Source organism: Roseateles sp. T103, assembly GCF_057219915.1.
The window spans coordinates 236,014-256,207 of record NZ_JBXVVS010000002.1 but is presented as its reverse complement, the minus strand read 5'-3'; the positions used below and the strand labels follow the sequence as shown (position 1 = coordinate 256,207).

18 protein-coding genes are annotated in these 20,194 nt (G+C 67.2%); 8 read left to right on the top strand and 10 right to left on the bottom strand.

Annotated elements, in window-relative coordinates; translation table 11 throughout:
• Positions 1–24: 24 nt before the first annotated feature.
• From AC2EBS_RS07610 to AC2EBS_RS07580, 7 genes are all read right to left on the bottom strand, one after another.
• Positions 25–489 carry a copper chaperone PCu(A)C gene (locus tag AC2EBS_RS07610; protein WP_484727787.1) on the bottom strand — a complete coding sequence of 155 codons (465 nt, stop codon included), beginning with the start codon at positions 487–489 and terminating at the stop codon, positions 25–27.
• Positions 490–556: 67 nt separating this feature from the next.
• A complete protein-coding gene (locus tag AC2EBS_RS07605) occupies positions 557–1,225 on the bottom strand; it encodes an SCO family protein (RefSeq protein WP_484727786.1) in 669 nt (222 codons plus the stop codon).
• Between the two features lie 59 nt (positions 1,226–1,284).
• Positions 1,285–1,695 carry a DUF2946 family protein gene (locus tag AC2EBS_RS07600; protein ID WP_484727785.1) on the bottom strand — a complete coding sequence of 137 codons (411 nt, stop codon included), beginning with the start codon at positions 1,693–1,695 and terminating at the stop codon, positions 1,285–1,287.
• Between the two features lie 72 nt (positions 1,696–1,767).
• A complete protein-coding gene (locus AC2EBS_RS07595; protein ID WP_484727784.1) occupies positions 1,768–2,481 on the bottom strand; it encodes an ABC transporter ATP-binding protein in 714 nt (237 codons plus the stop codon).
• Position 2,482: 1 nt separating this feature from the next.
• Complete coding sequence (locus AC2EBS_RS07590; RefSeq protein WP_484727783.1) at positions 2,483–3,688, bottom strand: ABC transporter permease; 1,206 nt, start codon at positions 3,686–3,688, stop codon at positions 2,483–2,485.
• Entirely contained in the window at positions 3,685–4,881 is a 1,197-nt protein-coding gene (locus AC2EBS_RS07585) for an efflux RND transporter periplasmic adaptor subunit (RefSeq protein WP_484727782.1), read from the bottom strand. The genes AC2EBS_RS07590 and AC2EBS_RS07585 overlap by 4 nt, the downstream gene beginning before the upstream one ends.
• Positions 4,878–5,465 (bottom strand): TetR/AcrR family transcriptional regulator, encoded by a 588-nt coding sequence (locus AC2EBS_RS07580; protein ID WP_484727781.1) that lies wholly within the window; start codon positions 5,463–5,465, stop codon positions 4,878–4,880. Before AC2EBS_RS07580 ends, AC2EBS_RS07585 begins: the two co-directional genes overlap by 4 nt.
• A 253-nt stretch (positions 5,466–5,718) precedes the next feature.
• On the opposite strand from AC2EBS_RS07580, the gene AC2EBS_RS07575 reads away from it, so the two are divergent.
• The 6 genes from AC2EBS_RS07575 (at position 5,719) to AC2EBS_RS07550 (ending at position 12,643) form a co-directional block, all read left to right on the top strand.
• Positions 5,719–6,168 (top strand): hypothetical protein, encoded by a 450-nt coding sequence (locus tag AC2EBS_RS07575; RefSeq protein WP_484727780.1) that lies wholly within the window; start codon positions 5,719–5,721, stop codon positions 6,166–6,168.
• A gap of 122 nt (positions 6,169–6,290) precedes the next feature.
• Positions 6,291–7,364: an efflux RND transporter periplasmic adaptor subunit gene (locus AC2EBS_RS07570; protein ID WP_484727779.1), complete on the top strand. Its 1,074-nt coding sequence runs from the start codon at positions 6,291–6,293 to the stop codon at positions 7,362–7,364.
• Between the two features lies 1 nt (position 7,365).
• On the top strand, positions 7,366–10,467 hold the full coding sequence (locus AC2EBS_RS07565) for an efflux RND transporter permease subunit (protein WP_484727778.1): 3,102 nt from the start codon (positions 7,366–7,368) through the stop codon (positions 10,465–10,467).
• Positions 10,460–10,762: a DUF3240 family protein gene (locus AC2EBS_RS07560; protein WP_484727777.1), complete on the top strand. Its 303-nt coding sequence runs from the start codon at positions 10,460–10,462 to the stop codon at positions 10,760–10,762. Before AC2EBS_RS07565 ends, AC2EBS_RS07560 begins: the two co-directional genes overlap by 8 nt.
• Positions 10,759–12,045, top strand: coding sequence for a TolC family protein (locus AC2EBS_RS07555; RefSeq protein ID WP_484727776.1), 1,287 nt, complete (start codon positions 10,759–10,761; stop codon positions 12,043–12,045). Before AC2EBS_RS07560 ends, AC2EBS_RS07555 begins: the two co-directional genes overlap by 4 nt.
• 7 nt (positions 12,046–12,052) lie before the next feature.
• Positions 12,053–12,643 carry a hypothetical protein gene (locus AC2EBS_RS07550; protein WP_484727775.1) on the top strand — a complete coding sequence of 197 codons (591 nt, stop codon included), beginning with the start codon at positions 12,053–12,055 and terminating at the stop codon, positions 12,641–12,643.
• Positions 12,644–12,977: 334 nt separating this feature from the next.
• Here AC2EBS_RS07550 and AC2EBS_RS07545 read toward each other — a convergent pair whose 3' ends face one another.
• Complete coding sequence (locus AC2EBS_RS07545; protein ID WP_484727774.1) at positions 12,978–13,985, bottom strand: sodium:calcium antiporter; 1,008 nt, start codon at positions 13,983–13,985, stop codon at positions 12,978–12,980.
• 12 nt (positions 13,986–13,997) lie between these two features.
• Entirely contained in the window at positions 13,998–16,715 is a 2,718-nt protein-coding gene (locus AC2EBS_RS07540) for a cation-translocating P-type ATPase (RefSeq protein ID WP_484727773.1), read from the bottom strand.
• A 179-nt stretch (positions 16,716–16,894) separates the two neighbouring features.
• Between AC2EBS_RS07540 and AC2EBS_RS07535 the strand changes: the two genes are divergently transcribed.
• Together AC2EBS_RS07535 and AC2EBS_RS07530 are read left to right on the top strand one after the other, a co-directional pair.
• Positions 16,895–17,800 (top strand): universal stress protein, encoded by a 906-nt coding sequence (locus AC2EBS_RS07535; RefSeq protein WP_484727772.1) that lies wholly within the window; start codon positions 16,895–16,897, stop codon positions 17,798–17,800.
• A gap of 308 nt (positions 17,801–18,108) precedes the next feature.
• Entirely contained in the window at positions 18,109–19,113 is a 1,005-nt protein-coding gene (locus AC2EBS_RS07530) for a porin (protein WP_484727771.1), read from the top strand.
• A gap of 117 nt (positions 19,114–19,230) precedes the next feature.
• Here the strand turns inward: AC2EBS_RS07530 and AC2EBS_RS07525 are convergent, their stop codons facing one another.
• The gene (locus tag AC2EBS_RS07525; RefSeq protein WP_484727770.1) at positions 19,231–20,073 is read right to left on the bottom strand and encodes a J domain-containing protein; all 843 of its coding nucleotides are present in this window, start codon (positions 20,071–20,073) and stop codon (positions 19,231–19,233) included.
• Between the last annotated feature and the right edge of the window lie 121 nt (positions 20,074–20,194).

Below are 20,194 nucleotides of genomic sequence, written 5' to 3'. Positions count from 1 at the left end.
GGATTGAGTTGCAGGAGGGGTGGCTTAGTGCTTGGCGACGCCGTGGCCCATGGCATTGCCGCCGCCAAGCGCCGCGACGGGCGCCTTGATGTCCTGGGTGAAGCGCTTGCCGGCCGCGTCTTCGAACACCAGCGTGATGGGGACGATGTCGCCGCCCTTGAGCTGCTGCTTCAGCTCCATCAGCATGACATGGTAGCCGCCGGGCTTGAGGTCCAAGCCGCGACCGGCGGCAAGGTCCAGACCCGGGATCTGGCGCATCTTCATCACGTTGTCGACCATGGCCATCTCGTGGATCTCGACCACGCCGGCCACGCTGGACTGCGCGGCCACCAGCCGGGCGTTGGTCGAGGGTGTCAGGCGCATGAAGGCGCCGGTGGCCTTCTGCGCGGCGACGGTGCCGCGCACCCAGGGGTCGTCGATCTTCACCGTGGTCTGCGACCAGGCGGCTGAGGCAAGGGCCAGCAGGCCGGTGGCGAACAGTGCTTTCATGGGGATTCCTTGTTTGCTTGCTTGATTGATTGCGTGCTTGCGCACAGAGCTGGTGGGCGGCCTGCGTTCAGCTGGCCGCTTCACCCAGCAGCACGCGGATGTCGGCGGTGTAGTCATCGACCGTCTGCTCGTGGCGCAGCGCGACGCGGAGGCGGCCCTGGCGGTCGAACAGGTAGGACAGCGCCGTGTGATCCATCGTGTAGCTGCTGCCGGTGGGCACCTTCTGGTAGAAGACCTTGAACTCGTCGGCCGTCTTCCTGATCTCGTCGGCGCTGCCGGTGAGCGCCAGAAAGCTCGGATGGAAGGCCTTCATGTACTCGCGCAGCAGCGCCGGCGTGTCGCGCTCGGGGTCGACGGTGACGAAGACGACCTGCAGATCGGCTGACTGAGGGCCGAGTGCCTGCATCACCGCGGCGGCGCGGGTGAGCGCGGTCGGGCAGACATCCGGGCACTGCACGAAGCCGAAGTACAGCATCAGCACCTTGCCGCGAAAGTCGGCCAGGGTCCGCCGGCGGCCATCGAAGTCGGTCAGCGCGAAGTCGCGGCCGTAGCTGGCGCCGGTGATGTCCACGCCTTTGAAGGCGCTCAGCTTGCTGCGTGCCGAGGACAGCAGCTGGTCGCAGCCGGCCAGCGGCAGCGCGATGCCGGCGGCGAGCCAGGCGAGTGCGCGTCGTCGGCGCGGCAGGTGCTGCCCGGGCCTGGCCGGCGCAAGGCAGGAATGGGGAAGTCGGGGCATCGAAGCTCCTGAATCGGTGAACCAGGGGCGCGCCTCGCGGCGAGGCGCTCGAAACGGTTTTAGCGGCTCAGGGGCGGGGCGCGGGATTGGGCGGGATGCCAGACCGGGCTGCCGGCCAGCGGCTCCGGCCGGAATGCGGCCAGCGGTGGGCGAGCGGCATCGCCGAGGCTGATGGAAGTCTGCGGCGGCGGCAGCGCCTGCGTGCCGCCATGGTGATGCAGCAGACACCAGGCGCAGTCTGTCGGCATGCTGCGCGCGGGTGCGCCTTCGTCAGACGCGTCGGGCGATTCGTCCTGGCCCTGATCGGCGGCGAGCCAGACCATGCCGCTGGCAGTGCAGACCTCGACGCGCGCCTCCCCCTGACGCTGCGTCGTCAGCGCATGGGCCAGCAGCGGCGCCAGGGCGCTCAGCAACAGCGCCAGCACCGTGAGCCAGATGCTTGCGCGACGGTGGGCGGGTTGCGGCCTCATGGTGCCCAAGAGCATATGAGCACTTGAACTTCTTGCCTTGATCTGGCTCACGCGCGTAGTCTGCCCTGAGCGTCAGTCCACTGATCGACCTAGGCCAGCTTCCTCGTAGGTCTTGCCATCGCGGATGTGATACAGGCGCTTGAAAGTTGGAATGATCTTCTCGTCATGCGTCACCACGATGATCGCAGCGTGGTACTGGCTGGCGAGCTGATTGAGCAGCCTGACCACACCGAGGGCGCGTTCGCTGTCCAGCGGCGCGGTTGGCTCGTCCGCCAGGATGACTGGCGGACGGTTGGCGAGTGCCCGGGCAATCGAGACGCGCTGCTGTTCGCCCCCAGAAAGTTGCGAAGGCATGGCGTTGGCTCTATGCGCGACATCAAGCGCCGCCAGCAACTCGCGTGCTCGCTGCCGCGCTTGTCCATTAGGTAGGCCGGCGAGCATGGGCAGCAGGGCCACGTTGTCGGTGACGTCGAGAAATGGAATCAGGTAGGGCGCCTGGAAGATGAACCCGATCCGGTCGCGACGTAGCGTGCGCAGATCTTTGATCTTCCATCCCTGCTCATAGATGGTCTCGGCGCCGATGGTCATACGACCTGCGGTAGGTTCGATGACGGCACCAAGGCACTTCAGCAAGGTGCTCTTGCCCGAGCCCGAAGGGCCGATCAGGCCCACCACCTCGCCGGGCTGCACTGACATATTGACGTCGGTGAGCGCATCGACTGCCGTGTCACCCTCGCCGTAGCGCTTGCGCAGGCCTTCGATCCTGATGCCCATGCTCGCGGCCATGTCAGCCTCCAATGGCCGCAGCGGGGTCGACCTTGAGCGCGACGCGGATCGCCAGCGTACTAGCCAGCGCACAGATCAACATGACGATGGCGAAACCTCGCACGGCATCGCCGGTTTCGAGCAGCACGTATTTGGGAAACGCAGGCGCCCAAAAGGTTGCGGCGATCTTGCCCACCAAGAATCCGATCAAGCCTAAGCCCAGCGCCTGCTGCAGGATCATGCCTGCAATGGTCCGATTGCGCGTTCCGATCAGCTTCAGCACCGCGATCTCACGGATCTTGCCCAAGGTCATCGTGTAGATGATGAAGGCAACGATGGCGGCGCTGACCATGGCAAGAATGACCAGGAACATGCCTATCTGACGCGCCGAATTCGAGATCACCTTAGCGATGAGAATCTCCTCCATCTGCTCGCGGGTGTAAGCCTCCAAGTGCTTCCAGCGACGGATGACCGCGGCTACGGACTCGACATCCGTTCCGGCTCGGACCTGTACAAGGATGGCATTGACGTTGCGGTTGCTGGCCTGCGATGTCTGTACGGCTTCAGCCAAGCCAGGTAGGCCGGGCCGACTCAGGGCCGGATTGCTGACCGTACGTACGCGCTCGTTGAGGATCGCGTCGTTGTCCTTCAGGAACTGCGCCTCCTGCGCGTCCTTGAGCGGAATGAATACCATCGGGTCACCTCCCGAGGACACCATGCGTCGGGTCAGGCCGACCACGGTGTAGTCATGGCGGCGGATGCGCACGCGTTCGCCCAGCGAGAATCCGGTCCGTACATCTGCAACCGCTTCGTAGTGACTTCGCGTGATTCGACGGCCGGCGATCAAATACCCAGGCTCGCCCGGCTGGCCGGGCTCGAAGCCGACCACCATGGCGCGAACCTCTTTGTTGGCAGCGCTGTCCACAGAGCGTACCTGCATGGTGAGGTAGGTGATGTTGGCCGCAGTGGCCACGCCAGACAGGCCCAAAACTGAGCGCACCACATCGTCCCTCAGGCTGGATGACTCCGCATAGGGGCCCTGAGTGTCCTGCTGCACGACCCATAGGTCGGCCGCACTGTTGTCCAGCAGTGCTCGGGCGTCATCGACCATGCCGCGGTACACACCGGCCATGGTCAGCGTCACACCGATCAGCAGGCCCAGGCCGACGCCCGTCAGGACGAACTTGCCCCAGGAGTGAAGGATGTCGCGACCGGCCAGGCTGATCATGAGCGGGTTCCCTTGCCACCCAAGGACTCCACCTGCTTGAAGCGCTGGCCTTCTGACAGCTCGCGTTCGCTATGCACAACGACAGTCTGGCCTTTGCTCAAGCCTTCCAGCACTTGCACCTTGCCGTCGAGGCTGGTGGCGCCCAGACGAAGCACAACGAATCGCAGCCGGCCCTCATCAATGAGCCAAGCGCCCTGCTTGCCCTGGTGTCGTCGTATCGCTGCATTGGGTAGCACAAGAGTCTCGGCCGTAGGAGGCAGCGATAGTGTCACCTCGGCCAACTCGCCAATGCTGATGCCTTGCGGGATGGCATCGAATTCCACCTGCGCAATGCGCTCCTCGGTGACGCTGTCGCTAAGGATCTCTAGCCTTGCGAGCTTGCCGCTCAATGGCGTGCCCTGGCGTGATCGCAAGACAATGCTCGCCGGCAGCCCCAGGGCCAGGCCTTGAGAACGCCCCTGATCCAGACGTACCTTGACCCATAGCGACATTGGGTCGATGACGCGCAGCACGGCCTGTCCGGCTACCACGGCTGCGCCAGGCTCGGCATCGCGGCTGGCGACAAGGCCATTCAGCGGTGCGATCAGGCGCAACTGCCCGCGTTGACGCTGCAGCCCTTCGCGTTCAGCAATGAGCCTCTGAAGATCCTGTCTCACGGCGGAAAGGTTGGCCTCAGCCATGCTCGAAGCCGCGCGTGCCGAGGTCCGCTCCTGCTGACGGGCCTCGACCGCCCCGGCGCTGATGAAGTTCTGTGCGGCGAGGTCTTCGTAACGGCGGGTGCTTGCTTCGGCCAACACTTCCCTGGCGCGAGCATCCTGCAGACCCGCCTCGGCTGCGCGAATGCCGCTATGCGCTCGCTCGATTGCAGCTGTCAGCGCGCGCAGGCGCTCGTCCAGGTCGACCGGATCCATTTCTGCGAGTGTCTGACCCGCTTGCACGACATCCCCCGCGTCTACCAGCAGGTTCTTGACACGACCCGCCGCAGTGGGGCCCAGGGGTATGCTGCGCCGCGCCTCGACGGTGCCGATACCGAAAAGCTGGGCTGTGACTCTGCCGTGCGTTGCCTGTGTCGTCGTAACGCGTACTGGCGATAGAGGACCCACACGGAGTGCGACAACAGACATCAAGCCGGCAAGCACGAGAGCGAGCAGGCCGAGCGTGAGCTTCTTGCTTGTGATCGTCTTGATGCTCATCGTGTTGTCCCCAGTGAACGGCGAAAGAGCCTGAAAAGGCCTTCAGCCTGCTGGCGCATTCCGCTGGTTCTGCCGGCCAGCATCGACTGCATGACCAGGCCTTGAATCAAGCCGATGAACATCGTCGCAGCTGAATCAGTGTCGAGCTCGCGTTCAGCTTCGCCTTGGTCGGCCGCGCTCACGAGCAAGTGGACAAGAAGCTTGCGATAGTGCTGCAAGAGGCTGCGCACCTCTCGCTTGGTCGCGGAATCGGCAGGCTGCTGAAGCTCATGGAAGATCAGTCGCGGTACTCCGGGCAGGCTGGCGGCGAAATCCACGTGGGCAGCAAAGACTGCGTGCAGCGCATCCATCGGTCCAGCTGCAGCTGCGGCAGCGCTTTCGATCCGCTTCAGTAGTTCCTCGCGAACCCATTGCATCGCCGCCAACCAGATCGCGTCCCTGCTGGGGAAGTGCCGAAACAGCGCACCCTGCGTCAGGCCGATCGCCTCGGCAATGTCGCCTGTCGTGATCTGAGCGGGGCTGCGCTCTCTGGCCAGTGTCAGAGCTGCAGCGATGATCTCCGCTTGGCGCTCTTCGGTCGGCATTCGTACGCTCATGGTCGCTGAGGCCGGTTAAGTAATTGATCTATTACAATACTAGCGGCATTCGGCGGATGCGGCAAACCTGACGCTCAGATTGGCTGCATGGCGCTGCAGCGGCTTGAGCCCCGACAGCGGCCATCAGCAAAGATTTGCGTTTACTTATATAGTTACCGGAGTGTTGTTTGACGGCTTCTTAAGCCAAGCCAAAGCTTCAGCGTTTCCAATCGGAATCCACCGCAAACCCAGCTAGCTGCAGATGACCGCACAGCGCAGACTCAGCCAGATCGCCGCCGCCCGCGGTGTTTGGCTGCTGCGTTGGCTGCTCGTCCTGCTGATTGCCTTCGATCAGATCGGCTCACCGCTGCACCGGCATCATCACGACTCCGGTGTCGATGCGGCGCACCTGACGCTGGTCAGCACGGGATCTCCTTCCCTAAGCCCTCATGTGCTTTGCGCGCGTGAGGCACAGGACTCGGCCCTCTTTCACTCAAATACGGCAGTCCGCAGCGAGGCCCGGATGCTGCAGTGTGACGAGTTCGCCGGCCTCGGTGCCTACGCGCTCTTCGCACTGGTCTGGCCCGAGCTGAACGAGACAGCTCCAGCGGGCCTTTCTCTGCGTGGTGTAAGCCGCGAACAGAGCGACCCTGCACCTGTTTCCTGGCATGAGCTCCTCCCTGAAAGCCGCGCACCTCCACAGCGCGCCTGAAGCGTCGTCGTCCCTCGCCTGATGCCTTCAGCGGCGCAGCCGGCATCGCTGCGCCAGCCTTCACGGAGTTTCTCTTCATGCCCTTCACTCTCAAGCGGGCGGCGCTATCGTGCGCTGCTGCAATGCTGACCGCTGCCGCGGTCCTAAGCCCGGCGCAAGCCGCCGACGAATTCAAGTTCAGTGCTGCGCAGATTCAGTCGCTCGATGTGCGGCTGCTGCGCCTGGAGCGGCCGGTCACCTCGGCGGGCCCGGCCTATCCGGCGCGCGTGGTGCTGCCGCCCAGCCAGGAGCAGATGAGCAGCGCACCGCTGTCCGGCACGGTGGACCAGCTGCTGGTAGCCGAGAACCAGGCCGTGAAGGCCGGCCAGCCGCTGCTGCGCCTGGTCAGCCCCGAGTTCGGCGAGCTGCAGCTGCGGCTCGCCGAAGCGGCATCCAAGGCGCGGCTGTCGCAAAAGGCACTGCTGCGCGAACGTGCGTTGCTGGCCGATGGCATCGTGCCTGAGCGCCGCGTGCTGGAGGCCGAGGCTCAGGCGGCCGAGGATCGATCGCGCCAGGCCCAGGCCGAGGCCGCGCTCCGCCTGGCCGGCGCCGACGACGCCCTGCTGCGGCGCGTCGCCGAGGGCGGCGCACTGCAGGATGCGCTGCTGCTGCGGGCGCGCAGCGCCGGTATCGTGACCCGACTGGAGGTGAAGCCCGGCCAGCGCGTGCAGTCTGCCGAGCCGCTGGCTCGCCTCGTCGATACCCGCAAGCTGTGGCTGGAAGTGCAGCTACCGGCCGATCGCCAGGCCTCGAGCCTCGCTGCCGGCAGCATGCTCAGCGCCGTGGACCGCGATATCGCGGCGCGAGTGCTGAGCGTGGCCCCTCTGCTGGCCGAGAACCAGACACTGGCGCTGCGCGCGGAGGTCACGCGAGGCGGCGCGGGTCTGCGCGTCGGCGAGGCGTTGCAGGTGCGTGTGCCGCTCGCGGGCCAGCAGGGTTGGGCGCTGCCACAGGCTGCGGTGGTACGGCACGAGGGCAGGAGCTATGTCTTCGTGCGCAGCGCGCAGGGCTTCGTGGCGACGCCGGTCGAGCTGCAGTCGGGCGCCGGCGAGCAACTGCTCGTGACCAGCCCCTTGCTGCAGAGCGGACAGCAGCTCGCCGTCGGCTCGGTGGTGGCGCTGAAGGCCGCCTGGCTGGGCAAGGGCGGGGGCGAATGAGATGCTGGCACGACTTGTTCAATTTGCGCTGGCACAGCGCCTTTTCGTGCTGCTCGCCAGCCTGCTGCTAGGCGGCGCCGGCTGGTACGCGTTCAAGAACCTGCCCATCGATGCCTTTCCGGACGTTTCCAGTCCGCAGGTGAAAATCATCCTGAAGGCGCCAGGCATGACGCCGGAAGAGATCGAGAGCCGCATCGCGCTGCCCATCGAGGTGGAGATGCTGGGCATCCCGCGCCAGCGCATGCTGCGCTCGGTGTCCAAGTACGGCATCGTCGACGTCACCATCGACTTCGAGGACGGCACCGACATCTACTGGGCGCGCCAGCAGGTGTCCGAGCGCCTGGCCGGCATCGGCGACCAGCTGCCGCCCGGCCTGGCCGGCGGCATGGCGCCGATCACCACGCCGCTGGGCGAGATGTTCATGTTCACCGTCGAGGGCGAGGGCCTGTCGCTGGAGGAGCGCCGCAATCTGCTCGACTGGGTGATACGTCCCGCGCTGCGCGGCGTGCCCGGCGTGGCCGACGTCAACTCGCTAGGCGGCAAGGTGCGCAGCTTCGAGGTCGTGCCCGATGCGGCCAAGCTCGCCGCACTGGGTCTGTCCACCGCGCAGCTGAAGGTGGCCATCGAAGCCAACAACCGCAACGACGGTGCCGGCCGCCTCGCTGAAGGCGAGGAGGTGCTGCTAGTGCGCAGCGAAGGCAGCATCCGCGACGCCGAGGATCTGCGCGCGGTGATGCTGCGAAACGATCGCGGCCAGGCGGTGCGCCTGGGCGACGTAGCCACTGTGCGCGAAGGCAGTGTGACGCGTTACGGCGTTGTCACCAAGGATGGCAAGGGCGAGGCGGTCCAGGGCCTGGTGCTGGGCCTGGCCGGTGCCAATGCGCAGAAGGTGGTCGAAGGCGTCACGCGCAAGCTCGATGAGCTCAAGGCCACGCTGCCCGAGGGCGTCGAGCTCAAGGTCTTCTACAACCGCGCCAGCCTGGTCGAGAAGGCGGTGGGCACGGTCTCCAAGGCGCTGCTAGAGGCCACAGTGCTGGTGCTGGTGCTGCTTGGGGCCTTCCTCGGCAATCTGCGCGCGGCTGTTACCGTAGCTATGGTGCTGCCGCTGTCGGCGCTAGCCACCTTCATCCTGATGCGCGCCACAGGCATGTCCGCGAACCTGATGAGTCTGGGCGGCCTGGCCATCGCGCTGGGCATGCTGGTCGATGCCGCGGTGGTGGTGGTCGAGAACGTGGTGCAGCAGCTCGGCGAAGAACGTGGCAAGGAGCGGCTGCCGCGCCTGCACATCGTCTTCCGCGCGGTGCGCGAAGTGGCGGCGCCGGTGGCCGCCGGCGTGCTGATCATCGTGGTGGTGTTCCTGCCGCTGATGACGCTGCAGGGGCTGGAAGGCAAGTTCTTCGTGCCGGTGGCGCTGACCATCGTGTTCGCGCTGGCGGCATCGCTGCTGCTTTCGCTGACCGTAATCCCGGTGCTCTCGTCCTACCTGATCAAGGCCGGCGCGCACGAGGACCCCTGGCTGCCGCGCCAGCTGGCGCGCCTGTACGAGCCTCTGCTGGCCTGGGCGCTGCGCCGCCAGCGCGTCGTTTTTGCCGCCGCAGGCGCGCTGCTGGCGCTGGCAGCGGGCGTCTACCTGCTGGTGGGCAAGACCTTCATGCCAACGATGGATGAGGGCGACATGATCATTGGCATCGAGAAGCTGCCGTCGATCAGCCTGGATCAGACTGCCGCACTGGACCTGCGCATCCACCAGGCGCTGCTCACGCAGGTGCCTGAGATCAGCGGCATGGTGGCGCGCGCCGGCTCAGACGAGATCGGTCTGGATCCGATGGGGCTGAACCAGACCGACACCTTTCTGGTGCTGAAGCCGCGCGAGCAGTGGCAAGTGCCAAATAAGGAGGCGCTGCAGGACAAGATCCGCGCGGTGTTGGACGAGCTGCCCGGCGTGGCCTACAGCTTCACGCAGCCCATCGACATGCGCGTCTCCGAGATGATCATCGGCGTGCGCGGCGACGTGGCGATCAAGGTCTTCGGGCCCGACTTGGCCACGCTGAACCGCCTGGCCGCCGAGATCGAGACGCTGGTGAAGAGCGTGCCTGGCAGCCAGGATGTCTACACGGTGGCCAACGACGGCGTGCAGTACCTGCGCGTGCTTGTCGATCGGCAGGCCGCGGGCCGCTACGGCCTCAGCGTCGAGGATGTGCAGGACGCGCTGCGCGTGCAGCTGGAAGGTCAGCGCGCCGGCACGGTGATCGAAGGCAACCGCCGCGTTCCCATCCTGCTGCGCGGTGCGGAAGGCGTGCGTTTCTCGCCGGCCGAGTTCGCCGCGCTGCGCATCACCGCGCCCGACGGCCAGAGCGTGCCGCTGCAGACTCTGGCGCGGCTGGAGCGCGCCAGCGGCCCGGTGAAGATCGACCGCGAGATGGGTAGCCGCTACGGCGTGGTGATCGCCAATGTCAGTGGCCGCGACTTGGTGGGCTTCGTCGAGGAGGCCAAGGCCAAGGTGGCCGAGCAGGTGAGGCTGCCCACCGGCTACCGCGTCGCCTGGGGCGGGCAGTTCGAGAACCAGCAGCGCGCAGCGGCGCGCCTCACGCTGGTGGTGCCGCTGTCGCTGGCCTTTATCTTCGTGATCCTGTTCAGCACCTTCGGCTCGGTGCGGCAGGCACTGCTGGTGCTCAGCAACGTGCCTTTCGCGCTTGTGGGCGGCATCGTCGCGCTGTGGCTCACCGGCGAGTACCTGTCGGTGCCGGCCTCGGTGGGCTTCATCGCGCTGCTGGGCATCGCGGTGCTCAACGGCGTGGTGCTGGTCAGCTACTTCAACCAGCTGCATGCCGAAGGGCTGGCGATCCGCGACTGCGTCGTGCAGGGCGCGCGGCGGCGGCTGCGTCCGGTGCTGATGACGGCCTCGATCACCGCCTTCGGCCTGATCCCGCTGCTCTTCGCCACCGGGCCGGGCTCGGAGATCCAGCGCCCGCTGGCCATCGTCGTCATCGGCGGCCTGATCACCGCCACCGCGCTGACGCTGATTCTGCTGCCGATTCTTTATCTGCGCTTCGGCCAATCGCCGGCCGAGCGCGCCCAGGCCGAGGAGCTTCGCCATGCCTGAGTACTGCCTGACCCTGATCAGCCCGCCGGATATCGAGGAGAAGCTGCTGGACACGCTGCTGACCACGGCCGGCAACGAGGTGTTCACCAGCACGCCGACCTTCAGCCACGGCACCGCACACGGCCGGCTCGACGCCACCGAACAGGTGCTGGGCCGCAGCCGCGCGGTGCAGGTGCAGATCCTGGTGAGCACCGACGAGATGAACCGCCTGCTGCAGGCGCTGCGCGAGAGCTTCGCCGGCACCGGGCTGCGCTACTGGGCCACGCCGCTGGCCCGGGAAGGAGAGATCCGATGACATCGAAGCGACATCACCGACTCAGCCCCTTGACCCGCGCGCTGGCTGGCGCCTTGCTGGCGAGCCTGGCCGCGCTGGCCACTGCCGCAACGGCGTCGATTCCGGGACTGCCCGCCGAGGACGCGGCCCTGGCTGCGATCGAGCAGGATCCGCTGCTGATGCAGGCCCGCCATGCGCTCGAGGCTGCCCGCCATGGTGCGGCCATGCAGCGCCAGGGCAGCTATGAGTGGACCGTGGGCAGCAATGTGCAGCGTCGGCGCATCGACGCTGCGCCCAGCCAGCGCGAATGGTCGGCCTCGCTGGAGCGCACGCTGCGCATCGGCGGCAAGGCCGAGTTGGACCGCCGGCTTGGCGACAGCAGCGAGGCGCTGGCGCAGAGCCAGCTGGCCATCGCGCACACCGAGGCCGCGCTGCGCCTGCTGGAGAGCTGGCTGGACTGGCGCGGCGCTCAGCTGAGCGAGCAGCTGCTCGCCGACCAGCTGCGCCTGGCCGAGGAGAACCTACGCGCCGTCAGCTTGCGCCACAAGGCCGGCGATGCGGCACGGCTGGAGCTGCGCCTAGCCGAGAGCGATGTCAGCGAGATGCGACGACAGCAGGCACTGGCGCAGGCTGCTGCCGCGCGGGCCGAGGCGGCGCTGCGGCACCGTTACCCAGGTCTCACACTGCAGGGTGAGGCATTGGCCAACCCGACGCAGCTGGCCGATCTTGGTCCGGCAAGCGCCGCAGCTGAAGCGCACCCACGACTTGTGGCTGCTGCGCAGGTGCTGGAGCAGGCTCGCCTGACCGCACAGCGCGTTCGAGCCGATCGTGTGCCCGACCCCACCATCGGCGTGTTCACCTCCTCTGAGGCGGGCGGTAGCGAGCGAGTGACCGGCCTCAGCCTGAGCATTCCACTCTCGGGCCGCTACCGCGAGCAAGCGGCGCGCCAGGCCCTGCAACAGCAGGAGATGGCCCTGGTCGGCTTCGAACAACAACGCCGCGAGCTCGAGCTGCAGCTGGCCATGCTGACGCAGGACCTCAGCAGCAGCACCCAGCGCTGGCAGCAGGCGCATCACGCATCCCAGGCCCTGGAGGAGATCGCCTCGTTGACGCAGAAGGCCTACGCCGCTGGCGAAGCCGATGTGCAAGCGCTGCTGATGGCCCGGCGCCAGGCGCTGGAAGCAAAGAACACCGCACAGGCCGCACGCATCGAGGCCTTGCGGGCCCATGCCCGTCTTCTCATTGAGACTAGGCGAATGTGGGATGGAGGCGCCGATGCGGCGCGCGGGCTCAAACCGGAGTGATCACACCATGCATCAATCTCTCTCATGGGGAAGCGCCCCCCGCACTGTGGCCTTCGCGGCCTGTGGGCTGGCTATCGCGCTGCTGTCTGGCTGCGCCAGCACAACGCGGGAGCGCACGGCAATCGACCAAAGCCAGCCGGCGCGCCACTGTGTGCTCGACAACCGCGGACGGGTGCGCGTCTGCACCACGCAGCCGGTGCCGAGCCTGCAGGCGGACGAGGATGCCAAACGTCTGACCGGGGACTCCTCCTCGCTAACTATCTATGTAGTACGCCAAAGTTGGGGCGATTCGCGCGAGCTCCTGCGCCTGTCGGTGGACGCAGGCCCGGCGGGGATCGAGACGACGCCGAACTCGCTGCTGCGGCTGCGCCTTGCACCTGGTGAGCACCGGCTGTCCTTCGAGCATGCCGATCAGCTGCGCACCACGCAGGTCTCCGGTACTGCTGGTGAGGTCCGTGTCCTCTGGATACGGCGAGAGCCCTGGAGTTTCGCGCGCGAGCTGCTCTGGGGTATTGAACCGGAGACGGCCACACGTGAGCGCGTGAAACAGACCCGGCTGGTTGCGGACATTCGACAGAACGGTTCCGCCAGACAGTGACTAGTCTGCGCCTTGGTGGGGGCAGCGAGCCCCCAATCTTTGCGTGATTTTTTGTCTCTCGCAGATGACTGCGGCTAATGGGCTTCTCGCATTGCTGCCATAGCAGCCTTGCAGGTCGAGCGCTCACATTCCATAGTTACGAGCGCTTAGAGTGACGCAGGATCGTTCGCCCACGCTATGGACTGGGCTTTCGCGACTTGTGCGATAACCATCTGAAGCAAGTCATCTGTAGTCAGGCGAACGTCGGCGATGTGCCCCTTTCCAGACGTCTGGCAGTTTGTTCTCAACGGCTACTAACGCTGCAAAGCTGTCCCAGGGATTCAGCGGCTTCAGGCTAGCCGCCGTGGATGAAGACCATCGCGGCGTTGATCACGTAGGTGGCCAGCAGGCCGGCGCTGATCCAGCTGATCAGGCGCAGCACGCGGCCATGGGGGCGCATGATCAGGCCGATCATCACCAGGCCGCTCATCACGATGGCAGCGGCAGCGCTGCCGATATGCACCGGCGATGCGGCCGACAGCAGCGGCGCGCCGCGGTAGAACAGGTCGTCCACCGCCAGGATGCACAGATTGAACAGATTGCTGCCCAGCAGATTGCCGATCGCCATGTCCAGCGCGCCCAGCCGCAGTGCGCCCAGCGTGACCGCCATCTCGGGCAGCGTGGTGACGAAGGCCATGAACAGCGTGCCGACGAAGCTGCGATTCCAGCCCATCTCATGAGCCAGGCCATCGGCCAGATGCGGCAGCCAGACGCCCGCCGCCAGCACCACGGCGGCCGCGCCTGCAAAGCGCAGGCCTTCGCGGCGCAGCGCCACAGGCTGCGCATCGTTGCCTGCCAAATCGCTGCCGGGCTCGGCGCGCGCCCGTTCATGATGGAACACGCTGCGCAAGGCCAGCAGGTACATGCCGAGCAGCAGCGGGCTGTAAAGCCCCAGGTTGAGCAGGGCCGGTGCGCGGCTGCCCAGCGCCAGGCTGAGCACCACGAAGCCCAGCATCACGATGCCGAAGCCCGCCGACAGCAGATGCACATCGCTGGCCCGCCGGTACATGGGCTGATGTCGCTGCAGCGCATCGACCACCGCCAGGAACAGCAGGTTGAAGACGCAGGCGCCCAGCACATTGCCCACCGCCAAATTGGGCGCCCTGACCACGGCCACCGCGCTGATGCCAGACGCCAGTTCGGGCAGCGAGGTCACGGTGGCCAGCAGGGCCAGACCCACCCAGCCGCCGGTCATGCCGGTGGCGTGCGCGATGCGGTCGGCGCTGCGGCTCAGCGCGAAGCCGGCACGCGCGATCAGCAGGCCGCAGAGCAGGAATTGAAGGATCAGCCAGGCGAGATTCATCGGTTGACGGGTTTACGGCCCGGCGCGGCGCGCCAGGCGCCGACGGACCCACAGCTTGCGCAGCTCTTCCGCCCACAGCACCAGGCTGGCTGCTGCGGCCAGCGGCAGCAGCTCTGCAGGCTCCAGCGGCACGGTGTGGAACAGCGCATTCATGGCTGGCGCATAGATCACCATCGCCTGCAGCAGCACTGAGAGCGCCAGGCCGCCGAGCAGCCAGCGGTTGCGCAGCAGGCCCAGGCGCAATGCCGACTCGCTGGCAGACTGGCAATTCAGCACATTGAACCAGGCGCACATCGCCAGCACGGTGAAGGTCTCGGTCTGCACCAGGGCTGCATCCGCGCCCTGCGAGATGCGCCAGGCGAACCAGCCGAAGCTGATACCCGCGATCATCGGCGTCATCAGAGCCACCCGCTTGAGCAGGCTGGTGCCGAGCAGCCGGTCGTCGCGCGCCACCGGGCGCTGGCGCATCTCGTCGCCGCCCGGCGGGTCCATCACCAGGTTCACCGTCACCGTGCCCTCGGTGACGATGTTGATCCACAGGATCTGCACCGCCGCAAGCGGCAGCGGCAAGCCCGCCACCAGGGCCAGCAGCAGCACGAGCAGCGCGGCCATCGAGGTGGCGAAGAGGTAGAGGATCACCTTCTTCAGATTGCCATACACCACTCGGCCTTCAAGCACCGCACCGACGATGGTGGCGAAGTTGTCGTCGGTGACGACGATCTTGGCTGCGCTCTTGGCCACCTCGGTGCCGGTGATGCCCATCGCCACGCCGACGTCGGCGCGCGCCAGTGCTGGCGCGTCGTTGACGCCGTCGCCGGTCATCGCGACCACCTCGCCACGCGACTGCAGGGCCTCGACGATGCGCAGCTTCTGCGCCGGCTGCACGCGCGCGAACACCGCGATGCGCGGCAGGCGCTCGTGCAGCTCGGCCTCGCCCATGTGTTCGAGCTCCACGCCGTCCACCGCCTCGTCGTCGTCGCGGGCGATGCCCAGTTCTCGCGCGATCGCGAGGCCGGTGGCCTTGTGGTCGCCGGTCACCATCACCGGGCGTATGCCGGCGGCGCGGCAGTCGGCCACCGCCGGCCGCACCTCTTCGCGCGGCGGGTCTATCTGGCCGACCAGCCCCAGCAGCCGGGCGTGGCCGACCAGCGCATCGAAACCGGCGTCCCCGTCCAGCGCAGCATCGTCCACGGTGGCGAAGGCGAGCACGCGCAGCGCGCGGCCGGCCAGGCGCTCGGCCTGCTCGCGTGCCTGCTGCAGCAGCTCGGGCGGGCTGCCCACGCATAGACGCAGCACCGCCTCGGGCGCGCCCTTGATCATCACGCGGCGCGGCGCTCCCTGCAGTCGATGGCGGGTGGCCATCAGCTTGCTGTCGGAATCGAAAGGCAGTTCCGCCTCGCGCGGTGCGAGCCGGCGTTGTGCAGCGATGTCCAGCCCGGCCTTGGCGGCCAGCACCAGCAGCGCGCCTTCGGTCGGGTCGCCCAGCACGGTCCAGCTGCCGCGCTGTTCTTCGGGCGCTAGCAGCTCGGCGTCGTTGCACAGCAGTGCGGCCTGCAGCAGCGGCAGCAGCTGGGCATGCCCGCCAGCGGCGATTCGCGCAGCGGCTGCGTCAGTGAATTCGCCGCTCGGCGCGTAGCCGATGCCGCTGACCGCGATCTGGCTGCCGTCGGGCAGCCATAGCGCCACGGCCGTCATCTCGTTGCGTGTGAGCGTGCCAGTCTTGTCGGTGCAGATCACCGTCGTGGAGCCCAATGTCTCTACGGCCGAGAGCCGGCGGATGATGGCGCCGCGGCCTGCCATGCGTTGCATGCCCACCGCGAGTGCGATGGTCATCGCCACCGGCAGGCCCTCGGGCACCATCGAGACCATCTGGCTGATCGCCACCATCAGCACTGCGGCGAGGGGCAGTTCGCGCCACATGCCCAGCAGAAGCACCAGCACGAACAGGCCCAGCGCGGCGGCGACGAGCGCGCGGCCGAAGCGCTCGATGCGCAGCTCCAGCGGCGTCTTCGGTTCTTCGGCGCGCTCGGTCAGCCCGGCGATGCGGCCCACCTCGGTATGCGCCCCGGTGGCGATGACCACGGCGCGCGCGCGGCCTGCCGTGACATGGGTGCCGGAGTAGACCATGCAATGCCGGTCGGCCAGCGTGGCGGATTCGGCTGCCGGCTGCAGCGACTTGGCCACCGGCACCGATTCGCCGGTCAGTGCTGCTTCGGCCACCTGCAGCTGCGCCATCTCGATCAGTCGCGCATCGGCGGCCACCGCGTCGCCGGAGGCCAGCAGCAGGATGTCGCCGGGCACCAATTCACGTGCCTCGACCAACTGCTCGCTGCCCTCGCGCAGCACGCGCACGCGCAGCGCCGACAGGCGTCGCAGGGCCGCCATCGAGCGCTCGGCCCGGCCCTCCTGCAGGCTGCCGATCAGCGCGTTGACGAGGACCACCGCGAGGATCACCAGCGCGTCGCCGCGATGACCCAGCGCCACCGCCAGCGCGGCAGCGACGAAGAGGATGTAGATCAGCGGGCTCTTGAACTGGCGCGCGACGGTACGCCACAGCGGACGCGGCGGCACTTCGGGCAGCGTGTTCCAACCGTACTCCGCGCGCGCTGCGGCAATGCCGGGCGCGTCAAGCCCCTGATCGGGCCGGGTGCCGGTCTGGCGCAGTGCCGTATCGATGTCGAGGGCGTGCCAGTGCGGCACGGTAGCCCTGGCGTGCTGCAGTCGGTTCATGCTTCGGCCGTCTGGCTGGGTTTGCGCTCGGCCCAAACGGCGCCACATGCATGGTCGACCGGCCTCGTCGGTTGCGACCGATGGAGATTGATCGGGTGTCTGGTAAGTTCCGGGCCGAAAGTCACCACGGAGTGCATGGGCCTTGCGTTGCCCGGCATTCGAGAACAAGGGAGATGACGATGCCTGCATTGCACACACTGCTTGTCGCCACCGATTTCTCGGACGAGGCTGCGCTGGCCGCGGAGCGTGCCGCTGGATTGGCCGCGGCACTGGATGCGCAGCTGCTTCTGGTCCATGCTTTTGCCACCAGCGCGCTGGACGATCTGCGACAGTGGCTGGGTGGCGAGGAGCCGCAGCTCGTGGCGGCCTCGCTGGCGGAGCAGGCCGAGCGCCGGCTTGCCGCTGATGCAGCCGCGCTGGCCGCGGCGCACGGCGTACCAGTGCACGCCCGACTGCGGCAGGGCGATCCGGCAACGCAAATCGTCGCCGCCGCCCAGGAGGCCGACGCGGGGCTGATCGTGATTGGCCGGCGCGGTCTCAGCGGCCTGCACCGTGCCCTGCTGGGCACGACCGCCGAGCGCATCGCGCGTCGCGCCGCACTTCCGGTGCTGATGGTGCACCGGCCGATCGAAGGGGCTTATCGTCGGGTGCTCGTGCCAGTGGACTTCTCGCCTTACAGCCTGCCAGCGCTGAAGCTGTCGCAGCAGCTGGCACCGTCTGCCGAGCTCGTACTGATGCATGGGCTGCAACTGGTCTCGGAGGGACAGCTGCGTCTGGCCGATGTGTCCGAGCAGAAGATTGCGCACTACCGTGCGCAGGTGCGGCAGCATGCCAGGTCGCGTCTGGCCGAGCTGGCCGCGCAGGCCGGCATGGGCGAGGGCGCATCGGCGACCAGCACGCCCGATGGGGCCTCGCCCTGGCTGTTGATCGTCGAGGAGGCCCGCCGAAGAGGCTGCGAACTGATCGTGATCGGGCGTCACGGCCGTCACCGGCTCGACGAGTTCCTGTTGGGCGGAACGACGCGCATGGTGCTGGCCGAGAGCGAAAGCGATGTGCTGGTCTGTAGCGCGGCTGCAGCCGGCTGATTCGCCGCAGAGGCCGGCGGCGGCGAACGGGCTAGTCGTGGGTTTCATGGGGGGGCTCGCGCGCATGTCGCGTGGCGGCCCGACCAGCGCGTCAACCTGCTGCCTCATCCTCAATGCGGACAGCACCCGCGACGCAGTGTAGCGGCCAAGGCGTCCGCAACGACTGTCAATAGAGGTTCCTCTTATAATTCTTGACGCTGTAGCGTGAGCCCTACAGCGTCACGGAAGTTTCACGGCCGGAAACTCCAATGGCACCGTTCTCTTCATCACGGCTGGCCCAGGCCGGTCATTTCCATCTCAGGAGTCCCATGCTGAACCGCAACATCATCGCCGCGGCTGCTCTCGCCGCCGCATCCACCGCCGCTCTGGCGCAGAGCAATGTCACCATTTACGGCCTGCTCGACCAGGGCGTGATCAAGGGCAATGGCGGCACTGCCACCAGCCAGGGTGCACTGGGCACCTCCAAGGCCTGGACCCTGGGTCAGGCTTCGACTTCGCGCGTGGGCTTCCGCGGCACCGAAGACCTGGGCGGCGGCCTGTCGGCCCAGTTCCAGATCGAGCATCGCCTGAACCCGGACTCGGGCACTCAGAACAGCACGAACACCTTCTGGAACGGCCGCTCCTTCGTCCAGCTGACCAGCAAGGACATGGGCGCCGTCTACCTGGGTCGCGAGTACACCCCGGGCTGGCATGTGCAGGTCAAGTCCGACCCCTTCGGCAACGACGGCGTCGGCCAGGCCGGTCCGGTCGCGCTGTGGGGCAACTACCAGACGCCGGATGCCTCGGGCAACGGCACGCGCAGCTCCAACACCGTGGGCTACAAGAGCCCCAAGCTGATGGGCGGCCTGACCATCAACGCCGCTGTCGGCCTGTCCGAGAGCACCGGCCTGGGCCGCGTACAGGGCATCAATGCCGAGTACGTGCAGGGTCCGCTGTACCTGGGCCTGTCGCTTGAGCAGGTCAAGAACGGCAGCGCCAACAAGCAGGGCGTGACCAGCTTCGCCGCGCACTACAACTTCGGCATGATCAAGCCGATCTTCTATTACGCACAGGGCAAGACCGGCACCAACGGCAGCGTCGAGGCCAGCACCTGGATGCTGGGCGCCACCGCCCCGCTGGCCGGCGGCACCGTCAAGTTCATGTACTACGACCTGGACTCCGACGTGAACAGCAACGACCGCTCGAAGTTCGGCCTGGGTTACAACTACCCGCTGAGCAAGCGCACCAATCTGTACGCCGACTTCGGTCAGGCCAAGCAGACCGGTCGCACCAACAACAGCGCCTACGCGCTGGGCGTCAAGCACGTGTTCTGATCGACATCGATCCGCTGGCGGCCTGTGGCCGCCCGCCTCGCAGGGCCGCTCCGTTAGGGGCGGCCCTTTTCCTTGCTGGCTTGTTTCGTCATCGCCGCCGACCGGGCAGCGGGGGGCTCAGACGCGGCTGTAGCGCTCAAGGCCGCGCCGAACGAATGCGTGCGCGAGGTCGGATTCGGGCTGCAGACGCTGGCCGATGTAGAGCTCCTGCCTGCGCTCGACGATCTGGGTCTGCAGACGCTTGGCCATCACCGTCAGAGGATCCAGCCCGCGCTGCTCTGCAGACGAGACCGAGAGCCACAGCGCATGGATCGGATGGTTGCGCAGGCTGCTGAGATGGGCCTGGACCACGCGCAGGCGCCCGCGGACCATGGCTTCGGCGCGGCGCAGCCAGTCCATCTGGGCCAGGTGGTTGCTGCCGGTGACCTTCAGTGGGCTCTCGCCGGCGGCCAGCAGCATGGCCTCGATCTTCGGCCGGTCGCCGGCCTGATAGGCCCGGTTGAGCTCGGCCATCTGGCATTCGCGCTCGCAGCGCTGCAGATCGTCGCTGGCCAGATCCGGATGCAGTCGCATCGCGGCACGTCGGTACAGCTGCTTCAGTGTCGGTGGCGTCTGGGGATCGAGCCCTCCCTCGGGCTGTTCCGGCAGCGGCGCAGCGGACGGCAGGTGCTGAAGCACAGGCATCGGCGTGGCCCTCGGTGGACGGGGCTCCCAGCAGGCGATGCCGCGTCGGCGCAAGGCTTCGGCCAACTGCATCAGCGCCGCATGCACCTGCGACTCCAGCGCATCGTGCTCCAGGTAGAGCGGGCCCAGCGTCTGCACATAGCGGTCGACGAAGGTCTGCATCTGCTGCCGGAGCTCGCGGTAGGCGCGCTCTTCGAGTGACAGCTCGCGCTGCAGTTGGGCCAGCTGCGCCTTGCGGCGCTCCAGCTCATGACGGGTGATCGCCAGATGCTCCATCGGGGGGTGTCGGTCCTCGGTCGATGCTGCTCGGCCCTTGCGGGGTCTCGCTGGCCATCGCGATCCATGGCCAGGCGTGATTTTGTTCCGGAACCGCGGCGGCCCAAAACAAAAACAGCCC